The organism is Nocardioides marmoraquaticus, from assembly GCF_054777915.1.
The window spans coordinates 160978-185458 of sequence record NZ_BAAHAA010000006.1; the positions used below are offsets into that span (position 1 = coordinate 160978).

Consider the following 24481-nt stretch of genomic DNA (forward strand, 5'->3'; position numbering starts at 1 on the left):
CCTCGGAGTCTGCCACCGGCCCGTCAGCCCCGAAACCTGAAATGTCCGGTTTCCCGAAAACGGCGTTTTCCACCCACATCCTGACTAGACCGGTCGGGGTCCACCCTTGCCGACCCGCCGATTCCGTGCATTCGGGCTGAGTCGTGCATACCCGACAAATGCTGCCACGTCGTGGCCCCTGCCGGACAGGGCGTGGACGTGGGACGGTGGGCTTGCCGGCGCCGCACGACCTGCGGCGCCGGCGCGTCCCCGGGGTCACCACCCCTGACACCACTGCCGAGAGGTCATCACCGTGACGACCACGAGCACCACCGCACGCCCCACCCCCGCGACGCCGGCCCCGCCCGCGGAGCCGCGGGGCCCGTTCGACCGCTTCCAGGGCCACGAGCAGGTAGTCCTGTGCGACGACGCCGCCACCGGGCTGCGCGCGGTCGTGGCCATCCACTCCACCGCCCGGGGCCCGGCACTGGGCGGCACCCGCTTCCACGCCTACGCGAGCCAGGAGGCGGCGTACGCCGACGCCCTCGACCTCGCCCGCGGCATGTCCTACAAGGCCGCGATGGCGGGCCTGCCCCTCGGCGGCGGCAAGGCGGTGATCCTCGGCGACCCGCGGACGACCAAGACCCCGGAGCTGCTGCGTGCCTACGGCCGCTTCGTGCAGTCGCTGGGCGGGCGCTACTGGACCGCCTGCGACGTCGGCACCTCCTCCCCCGACATGGACGTCGTGGCCGAGACCTGCCGGTTCGTGACCGGCCGCAGCGTCGAACGCGGCGGGGCCGGCGACAGCTCGGTGCTGACGGCGTACGGCGTCTTCGAGGGCATGCGCGCCGCGGCCGAGGCCGCCTGGGGCGTCCCCACGCTGGCCGGCCGCACCGTCGGCGTCGCCGGCGTCGGCAAGGTCGGTCGACACCTCGTGCGCCACCTCGTCGACGACGGCGCCCACGTGGTCGTCACCGACGACGCCGCGGTGCGGGCGCTGCTCTCGTCGTACGCCGACGCCCGGCCGGGCGTGCGGGCCGTGGCCGACACCGCGGCGCTGGTGCGCGAGCCGCTCGAGGTCTATGCCCCGTGCGCGCTCGGGGGCGCGCTCGACGACGAGGTCGTCGACGCGCTGCACGCCCAGGTGGTGTGCGGCGCGGCCAACAACCAGCTCGCGCACCCCGGCGTGGAGCTCACGCTCCACCGCCGCGGCGTGATCTACGCGCCCGACTACGTCGTCAACGCCGGCGGCCTGGTGCAGGTCGCCGACGAGCGCGAGGGCTTCGACCCCGAGCGCGCCCGCGCCCGGGCAGCGACGATCCACGAGACCACCCGCGAGGTGCTCGCGCTGGCCTCGGCGCACGACCTGCCGCCCGCCGTGGCCGCCGACCGGATCGCCGAGGAGCGCATGCGCGTCCCCGGGGACCGGGAGGGCATCTGGCTGCCGGCCTGAGCCGTCAGCGGGCTGCCGCGGGCCGTGCTGGTCCCCGGGTCCGGACGAGGTCCGGGCTCGGGGTCAGCGGGTCAGTCGCGCGACGGTCCGGCGTAGTCGGACCACTTGTCGTCGACCTCGTCGTCGCGCTCGTCGTCGGCCTCGCCGCCGTGGAGCTCGCGCGCCAACGCGCCCAAGTCCGTCTCGTGAGTGCGGTACTTCAGGTCGCGTGCGACCTTGGTCTGCTTCGCCTTTGCTCGGCCGCGCCCCATTGGGTCGACCCCCTCGCACGTCAGGCCGGCGCTCAGCGGCAGCCGGTCAGATTCCATGATGTCGTGGGCACAACCCTAACCGGCCGGTGGTTGATCACGCACGTCGCCTCGCAGGATGGTCAGCAGCCGGGTCGGCTCCCCGGTCGGACCCCCGGTCGGCTCCCGGGTCTGCTCCCGGCCGACTGCTCAGGCGTGCTCGCCGACCAGCTCGACCCGGCCCCCACCGCCGTCGCGGGCCGGCACCACCGTGCCGGCGACCCAGGCGTCGACGCCGTGGCCGCCCAGCAGGGCCACCGCGCGGTCGGCGTCGTCGGGCGCGACGACGGCGACCATGCCGACGCCGCAGTTGAGGGTGCGCTCGAGGTCGGCGCGCTCGACACCGCCGGTGCGGGCGACGAGCTCGAAGACCGGCGGGAGGCCCCACGAGCCGCGCTCGAGCACGGCGTCGAGCTCGACGGGCAGCACCCGCTCGAGGTTGGCGGCCAACCCGCCGCCCGTGACGTGCGACATCGCTCGCGCCTCGGTGCCCTTGGCCAGGTCGAGGCAGGCCTTGGCGTAGATGCGGGTGGGTTCGAGCAGCTCCTCGCCGAGGGTGCGGCCGAGCTCGTCGACGTGCTCGTCGAGGCGGCGCGAGGCCTGCTCGAGCAGGACGTGACGCACCAGGGAGTAGCCGTTGGAGTGCAGGCCCGACGACGCCATCGCGACGACCGCGTCACCGGGGCGGACCCGGCCGGGGCCGAGCACCTGGCTGGCCTCGACCACGCCGGTGGTGGAGCCCGCGACGTCGTACTCGTCGGGCTCGAGCAGGCCGGGGTGCTCGGCGGTCTCGCCGCCGACCAGCGCGCAGCCTGCCGCGACGCACGCCTCGGCGATGCCCTTGACGATGGCGGCGACCCGCTCGGGCACGACCCGGCCGGTCGCGATGTAGTCGGTGAGGAAGAGCGGCTCGGCGCCGCACACCACGAGGTCGTCGACGAGCATGCCGACGAGGTCGAAGCCGATGGTGTCGTGCTTGTCCATCGCCTGGGCGATGGCGACCTTGGTGCCGACGCCGTCGGCCGAGGAGGCCAGCAGCGGGCGGTCGTAGGCCTTGAGGGCGCTGGCGTCGAAGAGGCCGGCGAAGCCGCCGATGCCCCCGACCATCTCGGGGCGGCGGGCCTTCTCGACCCAGACCTTCATCAGCTCGACGGCGCGGTCGCCGGCCTCGATCGAGACGCCGGCCTGCTCGTAGGTGCTCACGGTCGCTCCAGGGAGTCGGCGGCCGAGCCGTTGCCCACCGACACCGGGACGCCCTCGACGTCGAGGGTGGGGGCCAGCTCGAGCAGGTGCTTGCCGAGGTGCTCGGGCTCGGGCAGGTCGATGGGGTACTGCCCGTCGAAGCAGGCCCGGCAGAGGTTCTCCGCCGGCAGGTCGGTGGCCTCGGTGAGCTGCTCGAGGCTGATGTAGGCCAGCGAGTCGGCGCCGACCGACTCGCAGATCTCCTCGGTCGACAGGCCGTTGGCGATGAGCTCGGCGCGCGTCGGGAAGTCGATGCCGTAGAAGCACGGCCACTTCACCGGCGGCGAGGAGATGCGGACGTGCACCTCGCGGGCGCCGGCCTCGCGCAGCATGCGCACGAGCGCGCGCTGGGTGTTGCCGCGCACGATCGAGTCGTCGACGACCACGAGGCGCTTGCCCTCGATGACGTCGCGCAGCGGGTTGAGCTTGAGCCGGATGCCGAGCTGGCGGATGGTCTGGCTGGGCTGGATGAACGTGCGCCCGACGTAGGAGTTCTTGACCAGACCGGTGCCGTAGGGGATGCCGCTCTCCTCGGCGTAGCCGATGGCCGCGGGCGTGCCCGACTCCGGCACCGGCATCACCAGGTCGGCGTCGGCGGGGAACTCGCGCGCCAGCCGGCGACCGATCTCGACACGCACCGAGTGCATCCGCTTGCCCGAGATGCGGGTGTCGGGGCGGGCGAGGTAGACGAACTCGAAGAGGCAGCCCTTCGGCGCGGCCTCGGCGAAGCGGCGGGTGCGCAGCCCGTCGGAGTCGACGGCGACCAGCTCGCCGGGCTCGACCTCGCGGACGTAGGAGGCGCCGACGATGTCGAGCGCCGCGGTCTCGCTCGCGACGACCCACCCGCGCTCGAGGCGACCGACGACCAGCGGGCGGATGCCCTGCGGGTCGCGGGCGGCGTACAGCGTCTGCTCGTCCATCCACACGAAGGAGAACGCGCCTCGGATGCGGGGCAGCAGCTCCAACGCCCGCTCCTCGAGCGAGGTGTCGCGGTGGTGGGCCAGCAGGGCCGTGACCAGCGAGGTGTCGTTGGTGCTGACCTGGAGCTTGCGGCCGAGGTCGAGCTCGCCGTCGACCGGCAGCGCCGCCACCATCTCCTGCAGCTCGCGGGTGTTGGTGAGGTTGCCGTTGTGGGCCAGCGCGATCGCGCCGTCGGGCGTCGAGCGGAAGGTCGGCTGCGCGTTGTCCCAGGTGCTGGCACCGGTCGTGGAGTAGCGCGAGTGACCCACCGAGACGTAGCCCTTGAGCGCCTCGAGCGTCGACTCGTCGAAGACCTGCGAGACCAGCCCCATGTCCTTGTAGACCAGGATCTGGCTGCCGTTGCTCACCGAGATGCCGGCCGACTCCTGGCCGCGGTGCTGCAGGGCGTACAGGCCGAAGTAGGTGAGCTTGGCGACGTCCTCGCCCGGCGCCCACACCCCGAACACGCCGCACGCGTCCTGCGGTCCGCGGTCGTGCGGGTCGAGCTCGTGGGTCAGTCGTCCGTCACCACGGCGACCGGAGGTACGGCGCTGGGGGCTGGCCACGGCGTCGAGTGTACGCAGCCGCCTCCCGGGGACCTATTCAGCCCGCTGCCCCACGGACGCCGGTGCTTCCCCATGTCCGCAGGCCGGGGGAAGTCGCCAAGTCACTGGTTCACCAGTGACTTTGACGCTGAGCCACGAAAGCTTGCCGCGCTCAGCGTCAGACTTCGTGGCTCAGTGACCGCCCCGACCCCGTGCCCCCGGCTTCGCGGGAGAGCTTCGTGTTTCTGAGGGGACCCGCCTGTTGACGGCAAAGTCACTGGTCAACCAGTGACTTTGCCGCTGAGCCACGAAAGCTTGCCGCGCCCAGCGTCAGACTTCGTGGCTCAGCGGCGCGTCGGCCAGAGGTCGCGGCAGGCGTCGACGGCGGTGGCGAGGGTGTCGGGGTCGCTGGCGGCGACGATGCCGCGGCCGCCGGAGCGGGCGGAGTACGGCGTGCCGTCGGCGTGGCCGACCGCGCCGCCGGCCTCGGAGAGGATCAGCGCGCCGGGGAGGTGGTCCCAGGCGTTGGCGTGGCCGTAGAGCAGGAAGTCGACGTCGCCGGCGACGAGGTGGGGGTAGTCGACGCCGCAGCACACCCACGACCCGACCAGGTGCGGGAGGCCGTGGGGCTCGCGGCCGCGGCGCGACCAGATCGAGGTGGCGCCCTGCGGCACCTCGCCGGCGGGCGGTCGTACGACGGCCTCGCCGTTGCAGGTGGCGCCCCCGCCGAGCTCGGCGACCCACGCCTGCTCGTGCTCCGGCTGCCAGATCCAGCCGCGGGTGGTGGTGCCGTCGCGGACCTCGCTGACCATGACGGCGTGGTCGGGCGAGCCGTTGACGAAGTTCTTGGTGCCGTCGACCGGGTCGACGGTGAAGCCGTGGTCGGCGGCCAGGAAGCGATCGAGCAGGTCGGCGTCGTCGGCATGAGCCTCCTCGCCGAGCACCACCGCGTCGGGGTAGGCCTCGAGCAGCGAGCGGGTCAGCAGCTGCTCGGCCTCGCGGTCGGCGACGGTGACCAGGTCACCCGGGCCCTTCTCGCCGATCTGCTCCTGCGAGAGGCTGCGGAAGCGAGGCGTGACGACCTGCGCCGCGACGTCTTGCACGAGCGCGAGGACGGCGTCGGTCGACAGCGGCACCCCGCCAGGCTATCGGGGGTCGCACGAGGCGGGCGCGGCGACCGGCAGCGTGAACGAGAAGGCCGCGCCCTGGCCGAGGACGCTCTCGACCCAGGTCCGACCGCCGTGCTGCTGCACGATGGAGCGGGTGATGGTCAGGCCCAGGCCGGTGCCGCCCTTGTCGGTCGCCGTCCCGGCCGTGACCTGGTGGAAGCGTTCGAAGACGTGCTCGAGCTGGTCGGCGGGCAGCCCCGGCCCCTGGTCGCGGACGGTGATCGTCACCATCCCCTCGGGGTCGCCGTCGTGCCGCACCGTCACCTCGACCGTGCCGCCGGGCGGCGAGAACTTCACGGCGTTGCCGACGAGGTTGACCAGGGCCTGCTCGATGCGGTCGGAGTCGCCCCAGACCTCGGTCGACCCGACCTCGCCGAGCACGATGCGGACCTCCGCGCCCGCGGCGAGCGGCTCGAGCTGGGTGACGGTCTCGTGCAGCACCCGCACGAGCGACGTGCGGGTGCGCTGCATCCGGAACTGGCCGGTGGCGAGCTTCTCGGCGTCGATGATGTCGTCGACGAGCCGGCTCAGCCGCTCGACGCCGCGGCTGGCGTTGGCGACGAGGTCGTGGCCCGACGGGGTGAGCTCGCCCGCGTCGCCGTCGACCATCATCTCGAGCACGCCGCGCACCGAGCTCAGCGGCGTGCGCAGCTCGTGGCTGACCGAGGACACGAACTGGCGCTTGACCTGCTCGACCGCGACCCGCGCCGAGACGTCGCGGAAGGCGAGCACGGCACCCCCGCCCTCTCCCTCGCCGCGCGGCTGCGGGGCCGCGCTCAGCTCGACCGGGACCACCGCGCCGCCGCGGACGCGCAGCTCGGTGGCGACCCCGTCGAGCACCTCCCCCCGGTGGGCCGCGGCGAAGGGGCAGTCGGGGCTGTGCACGGTGCAGAGCGCCTCGCACGCGTCACGCCCCACCAGGTCGTCGCGCCCGGCCCCGAGGAGGCGCAGGGCCGCGGCGTTGGCGAAGCTGATCCGGCCACGGGCGTCGGTGCTGACGATGCCGTCGCCGACGGTGTCGAGGATCGTCGCGTAGCGCTGCGACCAGTCGCGCAGCTCGACGGTGCGGTCGGCGACCTCGCGCTGCAGCCGCCAGTGGAAGCGTCGCGAGTCGCTCGCCGCCACCACGTGCCGCACGACGACCGCGGCGACGACGGCGGCCAGCAGGGCCCGCGCCGCCGGCGACTCGACGCCGACGACGACCGCCACGGCGGCCACGACCACGACGGCCACCTCCGGCACCGCGAGCACCACCCGCGCGACGCGCGAGCCCAGCTCGGGGTCGTCGGCGCTGACGGCTCGGCGGGCCGCCAGGGCGAGCAGCACGGTGCCGACGGCCACCGCCCAGGAGACCCACGGCGGCGCGAGCAGGGCCGTGGGGTCGAGCGCGTAGCCCGAGGCGCCGACCAGCCAGGCGCCGATGGCGGCCGAGAGCATGGCCGCCTCGGGGCGCGGCGGGTAGACGTGGCGCCGACCCAGGGCGTAGGCGAGGCCGAGCATCGCCAGGGCCGCCGTCGGGTAGGCGATCGCGAAGACGCGCTCGACCCCCGCGGAGCCCGCGACGACGTCGGGCAGCACCGTCAGCGCCCCGGCGAGCGCGACCGACAGCACCAGGACGCTCCCGTCGAGCCAGGCGCGCACCGCGTCGCCGGCGCGCCACGGCGGGCGTGGCAGCAGCAGCAGCGCCGCGAGCATGAGCACCATGGCCAGCCCCTGGAAGGGGTAGATCGCCACCCAGATGCCGCGGCCGGGGAGCACGACCGACACGACCGTGACGACGATGCCGGCCGCCCAGAGCCCGGCCGCCACGCTCAGGGCGCGCCACGCGGCCGACGTGCGTCCGCCGGAGGCGCGGGCGGCCCGGGTGCACAGCACCGCGGCCGGGACACAGGCGGCCGCGCCGAGGAGCTGCGCCACGACGGACGCCACGACGCCGTCGCCGACCAGCACCGCGATCACCCCGGTGAGCACGACGCCGGCGCTCACGAGCGCGGTCGGCCGGGCGGGGCGGCGTACGACGGGGAGGGGCACCTCACCGCCCGCGTCCACGGGGTCGTCGGCTCGCACGGCGGCCCACCTCCCCGAGCAGTCCCCCACACGGTCGTGGCGGGCTGGCAGCACCCTAGACGGCTACAGCGCGGCGAGGTCGTGCAGCAGCAGCGTCTCGGCGAGGCACACCCGGGCGAACTCCGCGAGGTGCAGGCCCTCGTTGGCACCGTGGGCCCGGGTGTCGGGGTCCTCGACGCCGGTGACGAGCACGCTCGCCTCGGGGAAGGTCTCGAGGAACTCCGCGATGAAGGGGATCGAGCCCCCGACGCCCATGTCGATGGGCGCCGTGCCGTCCCAGGCCCGCTCGAAGGCGCTGCGCGCGACGTCGTACGCCGGCCCGGTCGCGTCGATCTGCGTGGCCTCGCCGGTGTCGACCACGTCGACGCCCAGCTGGGCGCCCCACGGCACGTGGGCCTCGAGGTGGCGGGTGAGCGCGGCCAGCGCGCTCTCGCAGGTGTCACCGGGGGCGATCCGCATCGAGAGCTTGGCGCGGGCGACGGGGCTCAGGGTGTTGCTGGCGCCGTCGACACGCGGGGCGTCGATGCCGGTGACGGTGAGCGCCGGGCGGGTCCACAGCCGCTCGACCGCCGGGCCCTGGCCGACCTGCTGCACCCCCTCGGCGAGGCCGGACTCGGCGCGCAGCCGCTCCTCGGGGTAGTCGACGTCGGCCGCGGGACCGGCGTGCAGGCCGTCGACGGCCAGCGCGCCGTCGGCGTCGTAGAGGCTGTCGACCAGACGGGCGAGGGCCATGATCGCGTCGGGCGCGACGCCGCCCCACATGCCGGAGTGCACGGCGTGGGTGAGCGTGCGGACGGTGACGTCGACGCGCACCAGGCCGCGCAGGCTGGTGGTGAGGGCCGGGACGCCGATGTCCCAGTTGCCGCTGTCGGCGATGACGATGACGTCGGCGCGCAGGTCGTCGGCGTACCGCTGGAGCAGGGCCGGGAGCGTGTCGCTGCCGACCTCCTCCTCGCCCTCGACGAAGACCGTCACGCCGACGTCGAGGTCGTCGCCGAGCGCGCGCAGCGCGGCGAGGTGGGCGGCGATGCCGGCCTTGTCGTCGGCGGCGCCGCGGGCGTAGAGCCGACCGTCGCGCTCGGTGGGCTCGAAGGGCGGCGAGTCCCACTCGGCGTGGTCGTTCTCCGGCTGCACGTCGTGGTGGGCGTAGAGCAGCACCGTCGGCCGGCCCTCGGGCGCGGGCCGGCGTGCGATGACGGCCGGGGCGACCCCGTCGTCGTGGGCGGTCACGACGCGGGTCTCGAGGCCCTCGGCCTCGAGCAGCGCGGCGGTCGCCTCGGCGCTGCGCTGCACCTCGGCGGCCCGGGCCGGGTCGGCGCTGACCGACTCGATCCGCACGAGGTCCTCCAGGTCGCGCCGGACCCCCGGCATGACGTCGTCGACGCGGCGGCGCAGCTCCTCGATCTCCATGCGCCCGACCGTACGACGCCGCCGGGGTCAGGTCAGGGGCAGGTACGGCGCCAGGTCGGCGCGCTCCCCCGAGGCCCGCACCCGACCCGCGTCGACCTCCTCGGCCCACGTGGTGCGGCCGGTGGCCAGCCGCACCCAGACCGACGCGTCGAGCTCCACCACGGCCGGCGGCGTGCCGCGCGTGTGCCGCACGCCCGGCACCACCTGCGCGGCGGCGTACGGCGGCACCCGCACCTCGACCGACGCTCCCGGTGCTCGGTGCGACAGCACCGCCAGGAAGTGCTTGACCAGGAGCCGCAGGTCGTCGGGCGACCACGGCTCGCGCAGGAGCGCCGCCCGCACGTCGTCGGGGTCGGCGGTCCTCAGTCGGGCGGGCACGTCGGCCACGCTAGTCGGCGCACCGATCGGCTCAGCCGGCGACGGGGTGGGTCGGCGAGGGGGTCGGAGTGGTGTCGGCGACCGGGGCGGGAAGGGTGAACGAGAAGGTCGAGCCGGCGCCGAGCACGCTCTCGACCCAGATCTCGCCGCCGTGGCGCTCCACGATCGACCGGGTGATGGCCAGGCCGAGGCCGGTCCCGCCGCGCTCCGTGGCGTCGCCCTCGGCGACCTGGTGGAAGCGGTCGAAGACGTGGGGCAGGTCGGTGGCGGGGATGCCGCGGCCGGCGTCGCGCACCTGGACGAGCACCTCCGGGCCACGTCGTACGGCGCTCAGGTGCACGACGCCGCCGGGGTCGCTGAACTTCACGGCGTTGGCGACGAGGTTGGTCAGCGCCTGCTCGATCCGGTGGGGGTCGGCGAGGGCGGTGCCCTCGAGCGTCCCGGTCCGCAGGAGCACGTCGGTGGTGGAGGCCCAGTCGCCGAGGGTGGCGACCACGTCGCGCACCACCGTCTCGACCTCGACGGGCCGGGGCTTGACGGAGAACGTGCCGCTGGCGATGCGCTCGGTCTCGAGCAGGTCGTCCACGAGACGGCCGAGCCGACCGGTGCCGCGCTCGGCGGTCGCCACGAGACCGCCGGCCGCGGGAGGCAGCTCGCCACCGTCACCGTCGGCGAGCATCTCCAGCGCCCCGCGGATCGCGGCGAGCGGGGTGCGCAGCTCGTGGCTCACCGAGGTGACGAACTGCTGCTTGGCCTGCTCGACGGCGAGGCGCTCGCTGACGTCGTGCACGGTGACGACGCTGCCCAGGCTGTCGGTGCCGCCCGGCACCGGTGCCACGGCGACCTCCACGGGCACCAGCGACCCGTCGGAGCGGCGTACGACGCTCCGGATGAGCTCGGGGGCGTCGCACAGGCTGGCCCGCAGCAGCAGCGGGCAGTCGTCGTGCTCGGTCGCGCACAGCACCTTGCACACCGGGCGGCCGAGGAGCTGCTCGCTCGGCGCCCGCAGCATCTCGACGGCCACACGGTTGACGAGGGTGACCCGACCCTGCGCGTCGAGGCCCACGATCGCGTCACCCACCGAGTCGACGACGAGGGCGAGCCGCTGACCTGCCTCCTGCAGCCGGGTGGTCCGCTCGTCGACCCGCTGCTCGAGGGTCTCGCGCAGGGCCTGGGCGTCGAAGGCGACGACGCCGTAGCGCAGTGCCGCCAGCAGAGCGCCGGTGACGATGAGCGCCCACTCGTGCCACCGCTCCGGCCCGGCCGCGATGCAGACGAGCCCGGCGCTGACCACCGAGACGTCGGGCAGCACCACGACCGCGCGGCAGGGCGCGTTGCGGGCCACCCCGTCGAGCCGGGTGCCGCTCTCGCGGCGGCGCCACGCGGCGGCCCCGGCCGCGGCCACGAGCAGGGGCGCGACCACGAAGGGGACCTGGTAGGCGGACCCGAGGTAGCTGCCGCCCGACAGCGTCCACCAGGCCAGGGCCGCGTCGCCGGCGGTCCACACGGCCAGGGCGAGGGTCACGAGGGCCAGGTCGACGCGCACGCGGTCGTGACGACGTTGGCTCAGCACGAAGGCGAGGCTGCACAGCAGCACGTCGACGGCGGGCCACACCACCAGGAACGTCGAGGCGACCCCGAGGGAGTCGACCTCCACCCCGTGCAGGACGACCACGTCGAGCACGGCCAGCACCGGCACCGCGAGGACGAGCGCGTCCAGCCCGACCCTCAGCCCGGCGCCTCGTTCCCACGGGCCGGTCGGCAGGGCGAGCAGCCCGAGGAGCGCCAGCGGCACGCCGAGCAGGTAGACGAGGTCGGGCACGACCGGTCGCAGGTCGAGGGCCCCGGTGTCGACGAGGATCCACAGCGTGTCGCCCGCGCTCCACGTCAGCAGGAACGCCCCCAGCCAGGTCCAGGCCCGGCCGGGCACGGCGAGCAGCGCGAGACCGGCCAGTGCGGCGACCGCGATCGAGGTCCCCTCGAGGAGAGCGGGGCTCAGCCGGGTCAGCACCAGCGAGACGGCAGCGAGCAGCGCGACGACACCCAGGCCCTCGGGCCGCACCGCACCCACGTCGCGGCCGCGCGGCAGCAGGCTCGTCATGATTCCCTCCACGGGGACAATCATGCCCGGCTTTTGTCCTGATTTGGGCGAAAGGGCAGGCGTGCCGATCTCAACGACCAGCGGGCCCCGGGGTCACGTCCAGGCGCAGAGGCGACGCACCACGGCCAGGCCGCCGGGCGTGCCCGGCCAGTGACGCTCGACGACGTCCGGACCGGCGCGGCGCACCACCGAGCGCAGCACCCACACCGCGACGACCACGTCGTCGGCCCAGCCGACCACCGGCACGACGTCCGGCACCAGGTCGACCGGCAGCAGGAGGTAGCCGAGGAGCGCGGCCAGGCGCCAGCGGACCGCCCGCGGCAGGGTGCGGTCGGCGGCGAGCCGTCGTACGAGCACGACGAGGTCGGGCAGCAGCCGCAGCGCATCGCGCAGCCCCTCGCCCTCGCGTCGCGCCGCCCACCACATCAGGCCCACCAGCACGAGCCAGGTCACGACCAGCGCCACGACGACGCCGGCGACGCTGCCGAGGGTGTCGCTCACGGCACCAGTCCAGCACCCCGGAAGGTCAGCCGCTGAACTGCTCGGTGAACACCCGCTCGACGGCCCGGCCGACCTCCTCGTCGCCGTCGACGAGGACGTTCTGCGGGTCCTTCGGGTCCTGCGAGATCCGGGCGACCTCCTCGCCCCCGTCGCAGCCGCCCTCGAGCGCCCGGATGGCGGCGTTCGGGTCGAGGTCGATCGCGATGGCCGGGTCGGCCTGCTGGATGCACAGCCGGCGCTGGCCCTTGTCGAAGACCGCGACCTCGACCCCGGCGGGGAAGTCGGCGTTCTGCGCGACCTCCTCCACGGTGTCGGACTCCGCGATGGCCGGCTGCTGCCCGGCCAGCGTGGTGAGCAGCGCGGCGTAGGCCTCGGGGCCGTCGCCCGAGGACGGCTCGCTCGACGGCTCGCTCGACGGCTCTGACGACGGCTCGGAGGAGGCGGACTCCTCCGCCGACGGCGAGGAGCCGGAGGCACCCGGCTCGTCCGAGGACCCCCCGCAGGCGACGAGGGCGGGGCTCACGACCAACGCGGCGGCGACGAGGCAGTGACGGAGGCGCAGCGGACTCACGGGTGCTCCTGGGGTCGGGGACGGCGGGACGAGCATGACGAAGTGGGTGCGGTCGTGTCCGGCGAACCCCGCCGGTGGCGGCGAACCGCCGCGTGGCTCAGGCCAGGGCGGCCGGCAGCGTGGCGCTCCAGGCGGCCCGCAGCTCCGCCAACGAGGCCTCGACCCCGTCGACGACGACCGCGTCGCCGCCGGTGGCGCCCAGGGCCGTCACCGTGACGCCGTACGACGCCGCGAGCTCGCGCAGGGCCGCCTCCTGCTCGGGGGCGACGGTCACCAGGCAGCGGGTCGCCGACTCGCTGAAGAGCTGCACGAAGGCATCGCCCTCGAGGGCGACCTCGCAGCCGACGTCGTGGCGCAGCGCCGACTCGACCAGCGCCTGCGCTAGCCCGCCGTCGGCGAGGTCGTGGGCAGAGGTGAGCAGCCCGCGGGCCGGCCCGGCCTCGGCGAGCAGCTGCGCCAGCGCCCGCTCGGCCTCGAGGTCGAGCTGCGGCGGGCGGCCGCCGAGATGGCCGTGCACCACGTGGGCCCACTCGGAGCCGGAGAGCTCCTCGCGGGTCTCGCCGAGCAGCAGCACCCGCTCGCCGGCGGCCGGGAAGCCGGTCGGCGTGCGGCGCGTGACGTCGTCGACGACCCCGAGCACCGCGACGACGGGGGTGGGCAGGATTGCGGTCTCACCGGTCTGGTTGTAGAGGCTGACGTTGCCGCCGGTGACGGGCACCCCGAGCACCTGGCAGGCGTCCTTGAGCCCGCGGCAGGCCTCGGCGAGCTGCCACATGACCGCGGGGTCCTCCGGGCTGCCGAAGTTGAGGCAGTCGCTGACCGCGAGCGGCACGGCGCCGGCGGTCGCGACGTTGCGGTAGCTCTCCGCCAGCGCGAGCTGCGCGCCGGCGTACGGGTCGAGGCGCGCGAAGCGGCCGTTGCAGTCGGTGCTGACGGCCACGCCGAGCCCGGTCTCGTCGTCGATGCGCACCATGCCGGCGTCGCTCGGCTGGGCGAGCACGGTGTTGCCCTGCACGTAGCGGTCGTACTGGTCGGTGATCCACGACTTGTCGCACAGGTTGGGACTGGCGACGAGCCGGAGCAGCGTCTCGCGCAGCTCCTCGGGCGTGGTCGGGCGCGGCAGCGCCTCGGCGCCGTCGGCCTGCAGCGCGTCCTGGGCGTCGGGCCGGGCGAACGGGCGCTGGTACGTCGGCCCGTCGTGCGCCACCGAGCGCGGCGGCACGTCGACGACGCGCTCGCCGTGCCAGTCGATCTGGAGCCGCCCGGTCTCGGTGACCTCGCCGACGACGGTGGCGTCGACGTCCCACTTGGCGCAGATCTCGAGGAACCGCTCGACGTCGGCGGGCTCGACGACCGCCATCATGCGCTCCTGGCTCTCGCTCATCAGGATCTCCTCGGGCGCGAGCGAGGAGTCGCGCAGCGGCACCAGCTCGAGGTCGACGTGCATGCCGCCGTCACCCGCGCTGGCGAGCTCGCTCGTGGCGCAGGAGAGGCCGGCGCCGCCGAGGTCCTGGATGCCGGCGACCACCCCGGCGGCGAAGAGCTCGAGGGTGCACTCGATGAGCAGCTTCTCCATGAAGGGGTCGCCGACCTGAACGCTCGGTCGCTTGGCCGGGCCGGTCGACTCGAAGGTCTCGCTCGCGAGCACGCTGACGCCGCCGATGCCGTCGCCGCCCGTGCGGGCGCCGTACAGCACGACCTGGTTGCCGGCACCGCTCGCCTTGGCGAGGTGGAGGTCCTCGTGGCGCAGCACGCCGACGCACAGCGCGTTGACGAGCGGGTTGCCGAGGTAGGTCGGGTCGAAGACCGCCTCGCCGCCGATGTTGGGCAGGCCCAGGCAGTTGCCGTAGCCCCCGACGCCGGCGACGATCCCGGGCAGCACCCGGTGGGTGTCGGGCTCCTCGAGCGGGCCGAAGCGCAGCGGGTCCATCACGGCGACCGGGCGCGCTCCCATCGCGAGGATGTCGCGGACGATGCCGCCGACGCCGGTCGCGGCGCCCTGGTAGGGCTCGACGTACGACGGGTGGTTGTGGCTCTCGACCTTGAAGGTCACGGCGTAGCCCTGGCCGATGTCGATGACGCCGGCGTTCTCGCCGATGCCGGCGAGCATCTTGCCGCGGGACGTCTCCTGTGGGATCTCGGAGAACTGCTTGAGGTGCACCTTGCTGGACTTGTAGGAGCAGTGCTCGCTCCACATGACGGAGTACATCGCCAGCTCCGAGCTGGTCGGGCGGCGGCCGAGGATCTCGCGGATCCGGGCGTACTCGTCGGCCTTGAGCCCCAGGTCGGCCCACGGCTGGTCGCGGTCCGGGTCGTGTGCCGCCCGCCCGACGGTGTCGAGGGCAGCGAGGTCGGGCAGGTCTGGGCGGTTCTCCTCCGGCACGGGCAGCAGTCTAGGAACCCGGCCGCCCGCGGGCCGCATCGGCATCCGCGCCGGGTGCCGCCTCGCGGAGGCGCTGCTGCAGCCGGTCGCGCACCTCGTCGGGCGTCAGCTGCGCCCGGCGCCGCTGGTCACGGGCGACGGCGACGCCGGTGGCCGCGACCCCCGCCGCGCCCGCGAGGCCCAGCAGCTTCCAGACCGAGACCTTCACGTGCGTGCTCCTCCTGTCGGGCAGGCTGCACCCATGCAGCCAGCGCCCCTCAGTCTGGACGACGCGGTCGACCTGACGCGCACCGGTGACCTGTGGCTCTTCCGCGGGCGCTCCGCCGCCGACCGCGCGATCCGCGCGGTGACCAACGCCCCGGTCAACCACGTCGGCATGGCGGTGGTGCTCGACGACATGCCGCCGCTGATGTGGCACGCCGAGCTCGGGAAGGGCCTGCGCTGCGTGTGGAGCGGGGGCCACCACCGCGGGGTGCAGCTCCACGACCTGCGCGAGGCGGTGGTGCAGTGGTGCGGGCGCTACGAGCAGGACGCCTGGCTGCGACAGCTCGCCGTGACCGGCTCGCCCGCGGGAGCCGTCACCCGTGAGCACGAGGACGCCCTGCTGCGCACCATCGCCCGGAGCGACGGCACCCCGTTCCCGTCGACCGCCTCCCTGCTCGGCCGCTGGGCCCGCGGGCGGGTGCACCACCGCGCCGGGGCCGAGACGACGTACTGCGCCGAGGTCGTGGCGACGACCTTCACCGACATGGGCCTGCTCGACCCCGACCGGCCCGCCAACTACTACGACCCGGGCAACTTCTGGTCGGGCGACGGCCTCGAGCTCCTCGGAGCGCGCCTGGGCGGCGAGGTCGCCGTGAGAATCTGAACGAGCCCGCGCGAATGACAGGTGTGTAGTTTGTCCGTTTTTGTGGCGCGTGTGACTCGTGGGACCTACGTTGTCGCGGACGCCCCCGACCTCGGAGATCTCGCATGCGCCGCCCCACCCTGCCCCGCCTGCTCGGCACCACGCTCGCCGGCGCGCTCGTCGCGGGCCTCCTCGCCGCCGTGCCGGTGGCCGGTGCGACCTCCCCGGCCGCCGCCCGCGCCACCAACCCCGTCACGCCGGGCACCTTCACCGGCTACGCCTTCGACCAGTGCAACACGGTGACCGAGTCGGCGATGCGGACGTGGCGACGCCACTCCCCCTTCCGCGGCGTCGGCGTCTACATCTCTGGCGACTCCCGCGCCTGCAAGACGCAGGCCAACCTGACCCCCGCCTGGGTGGCCAACCAGCTCGCCGACGGCTGGAAGATCCTGCCGATCACCCTCGGCCCGCAGGCGTCGTGCTCCACGCGCTTCCCGCGCTACGGCCGGAGCATCGACCCGACCATCAACCCCTCGACCACCAACGGGTACGCCGCCGCCAAGGCCCAGGGGGCCGCCGAGGCCCGCGACGCCGTCGCCGCGGCCAAGCGGCTCGGCATCGTGCCGGGCAGCACCCTGTACTACGACCTCGAGGCGTGGGACGTGCGCCGCTCCACCGCGTGCACCCAGTCGGCGCTGTGGTTCACCCACGCGTGGACCGTCGAGCTGCACCGCCTCGGCTACGCCTCCGGCTTCTACTCCAGCGCCGCCTCGGGCATCAAGGTGCTCGACGACGAGCGCGTGCGCAGCGGCAGCACCGTGCGGCAGCCCGACCAGGTCTGGATCGCCGACTGGGACGGCCGCGCCAACGTCACCTCCACCTATGTGCGCGGCGACGGCTGGGCGAACGCGCGGATCAAGCAGTACCGCGGCGGCCACAACGAGACCCACGGCGGCGTGACCATCAACATCGACAGCAACTACCTGTCGCTGCGGACGCCCCGCCTGCCCGGCGCCGCACCCGCTCCCACGCCGACCCCCACCCCGACGCCGGCACCGACGCCGTCTCCCTCTTCACCTCGCTACACCGGCTCGAACATGTCCGACGCCAGGTGCTCGCCCGCGACGATCAACCGCACGACGTACCGGCGTACCGGGCCGAAGGCGGGCTCCACGTCGATCGTGGCGCTGCAGTGCCTGCTCAAGCAGCAGCGGCACTACCCCTACGAGGTCACCGGCAGCTGGAACACCCAGACGCGCACCGCGGTCCGCGCCTTCCAGGACGTCGTCGACCTGCCGCAGGGCGAGGCCGCCACCCGCGCCACGTGGGTCGCGCTGCTCGTCAAGGGCAACGCCGCCACGGCACTGCGGGTCGGCTCGACCGGCGCCGACGCCACGCGCCTGCAGCGCGCCCTCAACGCCGCCACCACCGGCGGCGCCACGGTCAGCGGCACCTGGCGCAGCAGCGACGTCACCCGGCTGCGCACCTACCAGCAAAAGGTCGCCCTGGGCGTCACCGGCCGCGCCACCTCGGCCACCTGGAAGGCCCTCTCCGCCGGCCGCTGGTAGCCGCACCCGCCGACGGCGCCCCCGCTCCCTGAGGTGCGCCCTTCGTGACGCCCGCTCGTCCCTCGCGGGCTCCTCAGGGACCGGAAGACGATCCACCCGTCCCTCGCGGGACCGGGAAGCGACCCGCTCCCTGAGGTGCGAGCGGAGCGAGCCACGAAGGGGCCCCTTCGTGACGCCCGCTCGTCCCTCGCGGGCTCCTCAGGGACCGGGAGAAGGTTCACTGGTCCCTCGCGGGACCGGGAGGCGATCCACCCGTCCCTCGCGGGACCGGGAGACGATCCACCCGTCCCTCGCGGGACCGGGAGGCGAACCGCTCCCTGAGGTGCGAGCGGAGCGAGCCACGAAGGGCGCCCGTCGCGACTCAGGGAGCGGTCACGGAGCCACCACTCAGGCGAGGACGCGGGAGAGCACGCTGGTGAAGAAGCCGAGGCCGTCGGTGCCGGGGCCGCAGAGGTCCTCGACGGCGTGCTCGGGGTGGGGCATCAGGCCGACGACGTTGCCGGCCTCGTTGGTGACGCCCGCGATCGCGCGCAGCGAGCCGTTGGGGTTGTCGCCGACGTAGCGGGCGACGACGCGCCCCTCCCCCTCGAGCCGGTCGAGGGTGTCGGCGTCGGCGACGAACGAGCCCTCGCCGTTCTTCAGCACGATGGTGAGCTCCTGGCCCGCGCGGTAGTCGGAGGTCCAGGCGGTGGTGGCGTTGTCGATGACGATGCGCTGGTCGAGGCAGCCGAACTTGCGGTGGTCGTTGCGGACCAGCGCCCCGGGCAGCAGGTGCGACTCGCACAGCACCTGGAAGCCGTTGCAGATGCCGAGGACGGGCATCCCGCGACCGGCGGCCTGGACCACCTCGGTCATGACGGGCGCGAAGCGGGCGATGGCCCCGCACCGGAGGTAGTCGCCGTAGGAGAAGCCACCGGGCAGAACGACCGCGTCGACGCCCTGGAGGTCGTGGTCGCCGTGCCACAGCGAGACCGGCTCGGCGCCGGCGAGGCGTACGGCGCGGGAGGCGTCGACGTCGTCGAGCGAGCCCGGGAAGGTGACGACCCCCACGCGCGGACGGCCCAGGCTCACGAGACGACCCGCACGTCGAAGTCCTCGATCACGGGGTTCGACAGCAGCGTCTCGGCCATCTGGCGCACCTGGTCGAGCACCTCGTCGGTGGCCTCGCCGTCGACCTCGAGCTCGAAGCGCTTTCCCTGGCGCACGTCGAGGACCCCGGTGAAGCCGAGCCGGGGCAGCGCCCCGTGCACGGCCTTGCCCTGGGGGTCGAGGATCTCGGGCTTGGGCATGACGTCGACGACGACTCGGGCCACGGTGCGGTCCTTCGGCAGGCTCGGACGGGACGCGAGGAGTCTAGTGTCGCGTCGCTCAGGCCCGGTCGCGGGCCGCCGCGCGGCGTCGTACGAGCGGTCGCAGCAGGAGCCCGACCGCAGCGAGCCCCGCTCCTCCGATCCACCACCAGAGGGCCTCGCGGCGCGCCGGCGCGAGTACGTCGGGCTGGGCGGTGATCGCCCGCGCCTCGCTCGGCCGGCCCTCGGCCGCGACCACGTCCGCGTCGGGGGCGACGGGGCCGGGACGACGCTCGTCGAGGCTGACGGTGAGGGCGTCGTACGGCTGGATCACGCCCCAGCCCTGCTCGTCGTCGCGCTGGTTGGCGATGGGTCGCCGTGCGGTCGTGGTGATGCGGTAGCGGATCTCGGCCGGCGTGGCCCGCGGGAAGCGCTCCTTGAGCTGGGCGGCGAGGCCGGCGACGAAGGGCGCCGACCAGCTGGTGAGGGGGTTCTCGCCGTCCTGGCAGTCGCCGTACTGCTGGTAGGTCAGCAGCACGTTGGCCCCCGGGGCCGCGACGTCGATGAAATCGCCCTGCACCGACCAGTTGTCGACCTGCCCGGCCGCGTTGAGGGCGGAGACCCCGAGCACGGTGTCGACGGCGGCGGGGAAGCGCAGCTCGGTGACCGCCTGCTCACCGCCGATGTTGTCGCCCGACGAGGCGACGACGACGACGCCCTGCCGCTCGGCGCGCGCGAGCACGTCGCGCATCGCCGGCAGGTCGAGGTCGTCGGCCCCCACGCTGAGCGAGACGTTGACGACGTCGGCGCCGTTGTCGATCGCCCAGGCGATGCCCTCGGTGATCAACGCCCCGGTCGGGCGCTGCTGCACCTCGACGTCGGCCTCGTCGGAGGTGAAGACCCGCACCGGGAGCAGGGTGGCGTCGTACGCCACCCCCTGCATGCCGCTGCGGATGCCCTCGATGGGCCGGGCACCGATGATGCCGGCGACCGCGGTGCCGTGGCCGAAGATGTCGGTCCGCCCGTCGGGCGGCGTCCCTGGCACGAGCGAGGTGCCGGGCAGAACGCTGCCCTCGGGGAAGTGGGCGTTGCCGGTGTTGATGCCCGAGTCCACGACGGCGACCGTGACGCCCTTGCCGGTCGCGAGGTTCCACGACTGCGGGACCGCCAGCCGCTGGAGCACGGGCGACGGCTGGCTGGCGTACTGCGTCTTGCCGACCTCGCACTGCGGGGCGACGGTCTGCGAGGACGCCGTCGCCACCGGCGCCGGGCCGACCACACCGACCGCGCCGGCGACCAGGCCGGCCAGGGCCAGCCCACCGGCGTGGCGTCGGGCCCGCAGGGTCATGACTGCTGCTCCTGCACCACCGGCAGGCTCTGCGCGGCGCTCGTCGACAGCGCAGGTCCACTGCCCAGCACACCCAGCCACGACTGCGGCACCGGCCGGGGGTCGTACGACGCGTAGCCCAGCTGCGGCAGGGTCGAGCCGTCGGCGTCGGCGCCGACGGGGAAGGCCGTGCCGGCCCCGTCGACGAGGTAGACGTTGCCGGCGTCGAGCACGCCACCACTGACCGCGCGGACGACGGCCCCACGACCGGGCAGGACGTCGCGGTCGATGGCGTCGCCCTGGGCCAGCAGGTCGGACTCGCCGACGGTCGCGAGCGTCAGCCGCGGCAGCGTGCGCTGCCCGACGTCCATGCGGATGCAGGGCGCCTGCGGCTGGGTGTAGGGGGTGACGGCGTCCTCGGGCCAGTCGCTCGGGTAGGCCGGTCGCTGCGGTGACGGCTCGATGGGCACCTGGTCGGCGCCGGTGCCCTCGATGGTCACCTCGGGGATCTCCGTCTGGAGCACGGCGTGGGCGAAGGCGCTGGTCGGCAGCAGCCGGCCCTCGGCGTCGAGCACGTAGGTGCCGCTGTCGAGCTGCACCGGGGTGCCGACGCGGCGCAAGGCCGCCACCCCGGTGTCGACCTGGCGCTCGGTCGCGGCGACGTCGGGCACCTCGAGCGGCGAGCCCTCGAAGAACAGGCTCAGCCACAGGCCGGTCACGGGCACCGGCTCGACGTCGGCCAGCCCGAGCCGGCGCAGCAGCAGCCGGCCCTGCTCGTCGTCGGCGACGGCGTAGCGGACCGCACCCACCAGCAGCCACTGCGAGCCCTCGGCGGAGACGAGCAGCGCCTCGTCGTCCGCAGCCTGCGAGGCGCCGGGGTAGCCGATGCTGGTGCGGATGCCGCCCTGGGCGTTGGTGCACGAGAGCCAGCCGTCCTCGGCCAGCCGCGAGGCAGCGGGCAGCACCTCGGGAGCACCGGCGATGCCGATGGCGGGGCCGGTGTCCTTCTCGGCGATGACGTCGTCGCCGATCGTCAGCGGGGTCGCCTCCTCACCCAGCAGCAGCTTGGCCGAGGTGGTGTTGATGACGGGGAACAGCTGGCCCCGGTAGGCGTAGAAGCGCGAGCCGCTCTCCTTGCCGATGACGATGCTCTGCTGGTCCCAGTCGTCGGGCGGAGGCTTCTGCAGGAAGCCGCTGACGGCGGCGCCGGCGACGACGAGCAGGGCGAGCACGATGCCGCCGATGACGGTGCGGCCGTGCCGCACGGGCTCGACCTCGCGGCCCCCCGGGGCACCGCTGACGAACGCCGTGACGAGTCGTCGCCGGTTGAAGCCGTGGGCCTCGACCAGGTCCCGCTTCGTGGACACCAGAGCCTCCTACACGTGGCTGCGGACGCAGACGCGCCGACGACCATGATCCGTGGTCGTCGGCGCGCCTGTCAGGTGAATGCCGCGGGTGCGGCTCAGGCCACCGAGCGGTGGCGACCGGCGCCGCGGCGGGGCCGCAGCAGGGCCGCGCCACCGAGCAGCAGCACGAGACCGGCGTAGGCGAGCCCGCCGGTCGCGGGTGCACCGGTGGCGGGCAGGCCGTCGCTCGACGAGGTCACGGCCGGGGCCGCGCTCTGGCACGCGACGGAGCCGCCGCACGCCGCCGGCGCGCCGGACGCCGCGAGGACGCCCTCCGCGTTGCCGACGGTCGAGGCGGTACCGCCACCGACGGTGCTGCCGTTCCCGTTCCCGTTGCCGTTCCCGTTGCCGTTGCCGTTGCCGTTGCCGTTGCCGTTGCCGTCACCAGGCGGGGGATCGGTGTCGTCGTCGTCGTCGCAGCCCGCGGGCAGCGGGACCGTGTCGCACGGGTCGACCGGGTCGACGGGCGGGTCGACCGGCGGGTCGGTGTCGTCGTCGCAACCCTCGGGCAGCGGGAGGACGTCGCACGGGTCGACCGGGTCGACGGGCGGGTCGACCGGCGGGTCGGTCTCGTCGTCGCACCCGATCGGCAGCGGGATGACGTCGCAGTCGAGGGGCGGGTTGAGGGGCCCACCCGGCTCGTCCTCGCCGGGGTCCTCCGTCGGGATGTCGTCGTCACCCTCGCCGGGGATCTCGTCGAGGAGCGCGGCCTGTCGCTGGGCGGTGGCCTCGCGGGCAGCCTCGGCCTCGCGTGCGGCCTGCTCGCGGGCGGCCCGCTCGGCGGCCGCCTCGCGCTCCGCCTTCTCCCGGGCGTCCTGCAGCAGGACCTGCTTGTGCTCGGCGCAGCCGTCGGCGACGGGCTTGGCGTCGGTGGCGCGGTCGCGGCACTCGGCCAGCGACGGGCCGGCCTCACCGGTCGCGGCGACGTCCTCGGCCACGGACGGTGCGGCGAAGACGCTCACCACCAGCCCCAGGGCGAGCATGGTGGTCGCGGTCGTCTGACGGGCGCGGTGCCGCAGCGACCTCCGCGGCACGGCTTCGAGATGGCTCATGATTTCCCCCGGGTTCGAGATCATCTTCTGCTGAACATGGACAAAAACGCGTACAGGCTAGTCACACCAACGCCGCGACGCACCTCGGGCTACGTGCCCGATCGGCGCGTCGTCGGACACCCGCCACGCCGTCACGCCACGGCCCCCACGAGGCCGATCGCGAAGACGGTCAGCGGGACCATCGCCACCAGGGCGACGACCTCGACCACGTCACCGATGCGGCCGGTGCGCACCGACTGCGGCCGCGGCACGAGCGTCGAGACGAGGAGGCCCACCGCGACGACGGCGAGCACCACCGCGAGGACCGGCAGCCAGGCCCGCTGGAGCAGCACGATCGCCCCGGCGGTCGAGAGCAGCGCGAGCAGGCCGCAGGCGAGGCCGGTGGCCACCTCGGGACCGACGCGGTACTGCCGCGTGCGCAGCAGCAGCACCAGCGCGGCCGCGACGGCGACGAGGGTGCCGGTGATGCCGAGCGACACGGCCAGGGGCGCGGTGCCCACCACGACGAGGCCGACCGTCACCGTGACCGCCTGGAGCACCTCGTGGCCGAGCCGGGCGTCACGTCGTACGGCGTCGGCGTCGAGGGGCGGCACCTCGTCGGGCAGCAGCTCGTGGTGGTCCTGGGCCTGCGGGGTGCGGGTGTTGGTGGTCGACAACCCCACCCACGGCACGGCGGAGCCGGCCACCGCCACGACGACCATCGCCACGACGAAGGTGCCGGCGACCGGCAGCTCGGTGGTCGCGACGAGGGCACTGGCGGCCGCGACCACGACGCCGACCACCACGGCGGGCACCATCGCGGCGCGGTGCTGCACCAGGCCGAGCAGTCCGACCAGACCCGCGGCTGCGGCTGCGGCGGCGCCCACGGCCACGGGGAGGCCGGCGACGGCATCCCCCGGGACGCCGGCCACGCCGCCCGCGGCGGCGTAGACGACACCGGCCCACGCGAGCATCACGGCCGTCTCGTGCTCCTGGCGCACCTGCGCGAGCACCACGGCTGCGACGAGCAGCACGACGGCGACGACGCCCGCGGCCGCGGCGGCGACCACGTCGGGCCGCTGCAGGCCCAGGCACAGCGCGCCGAGCGACAGCAGCACCGCGGCGGCGACCAGCGCCGTGCGGCGCCCGGTCGCCGGGTCCCACGGCGACATGTCGTCCTCGACCGCGTCGGCCATGGCCTCGACGACGTCGTCGTAGACCCGCAGCGGGCGCTCGTCGACGCCGGCGGTCAGGGTGAGCACCGAGCCGCTCTCGACGCCCTGCACCGCCAGGTCGCGGGAGGGGTCGAGACGACGACCGTCACCGGTCACCAGGTGGTAGCCGGCGTACGCCGTCTCGGCGTCGAGCAGGTTGGTCGACCGGGCCAGCTCGGGCAGCAGCTCGGCCACGGCCACCTGGCCGGGCAGGGCGAGGTCGGCCCGCTTCTCCCCGACCACCAGGGTCAGGCGCAGCAGCGAGGCCGCGCCCTCGGGCGGGCCGGCCGCCACGTCGTGGTCGGCGGTCTGCGTCATGCGGTCACCTCGGGCTCGTCGTCAGGGGACTCGTGGGCAGGTCGGCCCCATCCTCCCGCAGGACGCGGCCGGTCGCAGGGCTTTTGGGGGCCGTACGTCGGCCTCCCGCCAGCCCCGCCGCGCCGTCCGGCACCGCGGGGCTGCACGGTCTGTGCTCGTCAGCCGATCACGCGGGGGGCGACGTCGTCGTCGTCGATCCAGTCTTCCTGGACCTCCATCGCGGTGCGCGAGGGGTCGCGCTCGTCGTCGCGCTGGTCGGGGCGACCTCGCCCGGCACCGGCACCGGCGCCAGGGGCGCCCTTGCCCGCGGGACCCGTGCCGCGCCCGCCCGGGGCAGCGCCTCGGGGACCCGCGTTGCCACCCCGGCCACCCTGCTGGGCCCCGGGGGTCGTCGCGCCGCGGGGCGCGGCAAGTCGGATCGTAGCCATGTCGTTC

The 24481-nt window shown here is 74.5% G+C and carries 22 protein-coding genes; 3 read left to right on the forward strand and 19 right to left on the reverse strand.

Annotated features, from left to right (window positions below; all coding sequences use genetic code 11):
* Positions 1 to 292 precede the first annotated feature (292 nt).
* Positions 293 to 1432, forward strand: a complete 1140-nt coding sequence (locus ACYU8I_RS06785; RefSeq protein WP_460838796.1) for a Glu/Leu/Phe/Val family dehydrogenase — start codon at positions 293 to 295, stop codon at positions 1430 to 1432.
* 71 nt (positions 1433 to 1503) lie between these two features.
* Here ACYU8I_RS06785 and ACYU8I_RS06790 read toward each other — a convergent pair whose 3' ends face one another.
* The 12 genes from ACYU8I_RS06790 to ACYU8I_RS06845 all read right to left on the reverse strand — a co-directional run bounded on the left by ACYU8I_RS06790 (position 1504) and on the right by ACYU8I_RS06845 (position 15254).
* Positions 1504 to 1740, reverse strand: coding sequence for a DUF3073 domain-containing protein (locus tag ACYU8I_RS06790; RefSeq protein WP_460838797.1), 237 nt, complete (start codon positions 1738 to 1740; stop codon positions 1504 to 1506).
* 129 nt (positions 1741 to 1869) lie between these two features.
* Positions 1870 to 2922, reverse strand: a complete 1053-nt coding sequence (gene purM / locus ACYU8I_RS06795) for a phosphoribosylformylglycinamidine cyclo-ligase (RefSeq protein ID WP_460838799.1) — start codon at positions 2920 to 2922, stop codon at positions 1870 to 1872.
* Positions 2919 to 4487, reverse strand: coding sequence for an amidophosphoribosyltransferase (gene purF, locus ACYU8I_RS06800; protein WP_460838800.1), 1569 nt, complete (start codon positions 4485 to 4487; stop codon positions 2919 to 2921). Before purF ends, purM begins: the two co-directional genes overlap by 4 nt.
* A 323-nt stretch (positions 4488 to 4810) precedes the next feature.
* A complete protein-coding gene (locus tag ACYU8I_RS06805; protein ID WP_460838801.1) occupies positions 4811 to 5602 on the reverse strand; it encodes an inositol monophosphatase family protein in 792 nt (263 codons plus the stop codon).
* Between the two features lie 9 nt (positions 5603 to 5611).
* Positions 5612 to 7702 carry a PAS domain-containing sensor histidine kinase gene (locus tag ACYU8I_RS06810; RefSeq protein ID WP_460838804.1) on the reverse strand — a complete coding sequence of 697 codons (2091 nt, stop codon included), beginning with the start codon at positions 7700 to 7702 and terminating at the stop codon, positions 5612 to 5614.
* Between the two features lie 63 nt (positions 7703 to 7765).
* Positions 7766 to 9112, reverse strand: coding sequence for a M20/M25/M40 family metallo-hydrolase (locus tag ACYU8I_RS06815; RefSeq protein WP_460838806.1), 1347 nt, complete (start codon positions 9110 to 9112; stop codon positions 7766 to 7768).
* A gap of 27 nt (positions 9113 to 9139) precedes the next feature.
* Positions 9140 to 9490 (reverse strand): sterol carrier family protein, encoded by a 351-nt coding sequence (locus tag ACYU8I_RS06820; protein WP_460838808.1) that lies wholly within the window; start codon positions 9488 to 9490, stop codon positions 9140 to 9142.
* 31 nt (positions 9491 to 9521) lie between these two features.
* Entirely contained in the window at positions 9522 to 11591 is a 2070-nt protein-coding gene (locus ACYU8I_RS06825) for a sensor histidine kinase (protein WP_460838811.1), read from the reverse strand.
* Between the two features lie 93 nt (positions 11592 to 11684).
* Complete coding sequence (locus tag ACYU8I_RS06830) at positions 11685 to 12092, reverse strand: DUF1232 domain-containing protein (RefSeq protein ID WP_460838813.1); 408 nt, start codon at positions 12090 to 12092, stop codon at positions 11685 to 11687.
* Between the two features lie 25 nt (positions 12093 to 12117).
* Positions 12118 to 12663, reverse strand: coding sequence for a hypothetical protein (locus ACYU8I_RS06835; protein WP_460838815.1), 546 nt, complete (start codon positions 12661 to 12663; stop codon positions 12118 to 12120).
* Between the two features lie 97 nt (positions 12664 to 12760).
* The gene (gene purL, locus ACYU8I_RS06840) at positions 12761 to 15046 is read right to left on the reverse strand and encodes a phosphoribosylformylglycinamidine synthase subunit PurL (protein WP_460838817.1); all 2286 of its coding nucleotides are present in this window, start codon (positions 15044 to 15046) and stop codon (positions 12761 to 12763) included.
* 10 nt (positions 15047 to 15056) lie between these two features.
* Positions 15057 to 15254 (reverse strand): hypothetical protein, encoded by a 198-nt coding sequence (locus tag ACYU8I_RS06845; protein WP_460838819.1) that lies wholly within the window; start codon positions 15252 to 15254, stop codon positions 15057 to 15059.
* A gap of 33 nt (positions 15255 to 15287) precedes the next feature.
* On the opposite strand from ACYU8I_RS06845, the gene ACYU8I_RS06850 reads away from it, so the two are divergent.
* On the forward strand, positions 15288 to 15914 hold the full coding sequence (locus ACYU8I_RS06850; protein WP_460838821.1) for a hypothetical protein: 627 nt from the start codon (positions 15288 to 15290) through the stop codon (positions 15912 to 15914).
* A gap of 104 nt (positions 15915 to 16018) precedes the next feature.
* Positions 16019 to 17461 (forward strand): glycoside hydrolase domain-containing protein, encoded by a 1443-nt coding sequence (locus ACYU8I_RS06855; RefSeq protein ID WP_460838825.1) that lies wholly within the window; start codon positions 16019 to 16021, stop codon positions 17459 to 17461.
* 387 nt (positions 17462 to 17848) lie between these two features.
* Here ACYU8I_RS06855 and purQ read toward each other — a convergent pair whose 3' ends face one another.
* The 7 genes from purQ to ACYU8I_RS06890 form a co-directional block, all read right to left on the reverse strand.
* Positions 17849 to 18526: a phosphoribosylformylglycinamidine synthase subunit PurQ gene (gene purQ, locus ACYU8I_RS06860; RefSeq protein WP_460838851.1), complete on the reverse strand. Its 678-nt coding sequence runs from the start codon at positions 18524 to 18526 to the stop codon at positions 17849 to 17851.
* 2 nt (positions 18527 to 18528) lie between these two features.
* Positions 18529 to 18774 carry a phosphoribosylformylglycinamidine synthase subunit PurS gene (gene purS / locus ACYU8I_RS06865; RefSeq protein WP_460838827.1) on the reverse strand — a complete coding sequence of 82 codons (246 nt, stop codon included), beginning with the start codon at positions 18772 to 18774 and terminating at the stop codon, positions 18529 to 18531.
* Between the two features lie 55 nt (positions 18775 to 18829).
* Complete coding sequence (locus ACYU8I_RS06870) at positions 18830 to 20098, reverse strand: S8 family serine peptidase (RefSeq protein WP_460838829.1); 1269 nt, start codon at positions 20096 to 20098, stop codon at positions 18830 to 18832.
* On the reverse strand, positions 20095 to 21444 hold the full coding sequence (gene eccB, locus ACYU8I_RS06875; protein WP_460838832.1) for a type VII secretion protein EccB: 1350 nt from the start codon (positions 21442 to 21444) through the stop codon (positions 20095 to 20097). Before eccB ends, ACYU8I_RS06870 begins: the two co-directional genes overlap by 4 nt.
* 95 nt (positions 21445 to 21539) lie before the next feature.
* Entirely contained in the window at positions 21540 to 22535 is a 996-nt protein-coding gene (locus ACYU8I_RS06880) for a hypothetical protein (protein WP_460838834.1), read from the reverse strand.
* A gap of 131 nt (positions 22536 to 22666) precedes the next feature.
* A complete protein-coding gene (gene eccD, locus ACYU8I_RS06885) occupies positions 22667 to 24046 on the reverse strand; it encodes a type VII secretion integral membrane protein EccD (RefSeq protein WP_460838837.1) in 1380 nt (459 codons plus the stop codon).
* Between the two features lie 158 nt (positions 24047 to 24204).
* On the reverse strand, positions 24205 to 24481 hold a 277-nt coding region (locus ACYU8I_RS06890), incomplete at its 5' end, for a hypothetical protein (RefSeq protein ID WP_460838839.1).

What these genes read in the sequence shown, in the direction of transcription:
- ACYU8I_RS06790 (WP_460838797.1), bottom strand. Translation starts at nt 1,740, where the DNA reads ATGGAATCTGACCGGCTGCCGCTGAGCGCCGGCCTGACGTGCGAGGGG.
- ACYU8I_RS06815 (WP_460838806.1), bottom strand. Translation starts at nt 9,112, where the DNA reads ATGGAGATCGAGGAGCTGCGCCGCCGCGTCGACGACGTCATGCCGGGG.
- ACYU8I_RS06825 (WP_460838811.1), bottom strand. Translation starts at nt 11,591, where the DNA reads ATGACGAGCCTGCTGCCGCGCGGCCGCGACGTGGGTGCGGTGCGGCCC.
- ACYU8I_RS06850 (WP_460838821.1), top strand. Translation starts at nt 15,288, where the DNA reads ATGCAGCCAGCGCCCCTCAGTCTGGACGACGCGGTCGACCTGACGCGC.
- ACYU8I_RS06855 (WP_460838825.1), top strand. Translation starts at nt 16,019, where the DNA reads ATGCGCCGCCCCACCCTGCCCCGCCTGCTCGGCACCACGCTCGCCGGC.
- ACYU8I_RS06870 (WP_460838829.1), bottom strand. Translation starts at nt 20,098, where the DNA reads ATGACCCTGCGGGCCCGACGCCACGCCGGTGGGCTGGCCCTGGCCGGC.
- ACYU8I_RS06880 (WP_460838834.1), bottom strand. Translation starts at nt 22,535, where the DNA reads ATGAGCCATCTCGAAGCCGTGCCGCGGAGGTCGCTGCGGCACCGCGCC.
- eccD (WP_460838837.1), bottom strand. Translation starts at nt 24,046, where the DNA reads ATGACGCAGACCGCCGACCACGACGTGGCGGCCGGCCCGCCCGAGGGC.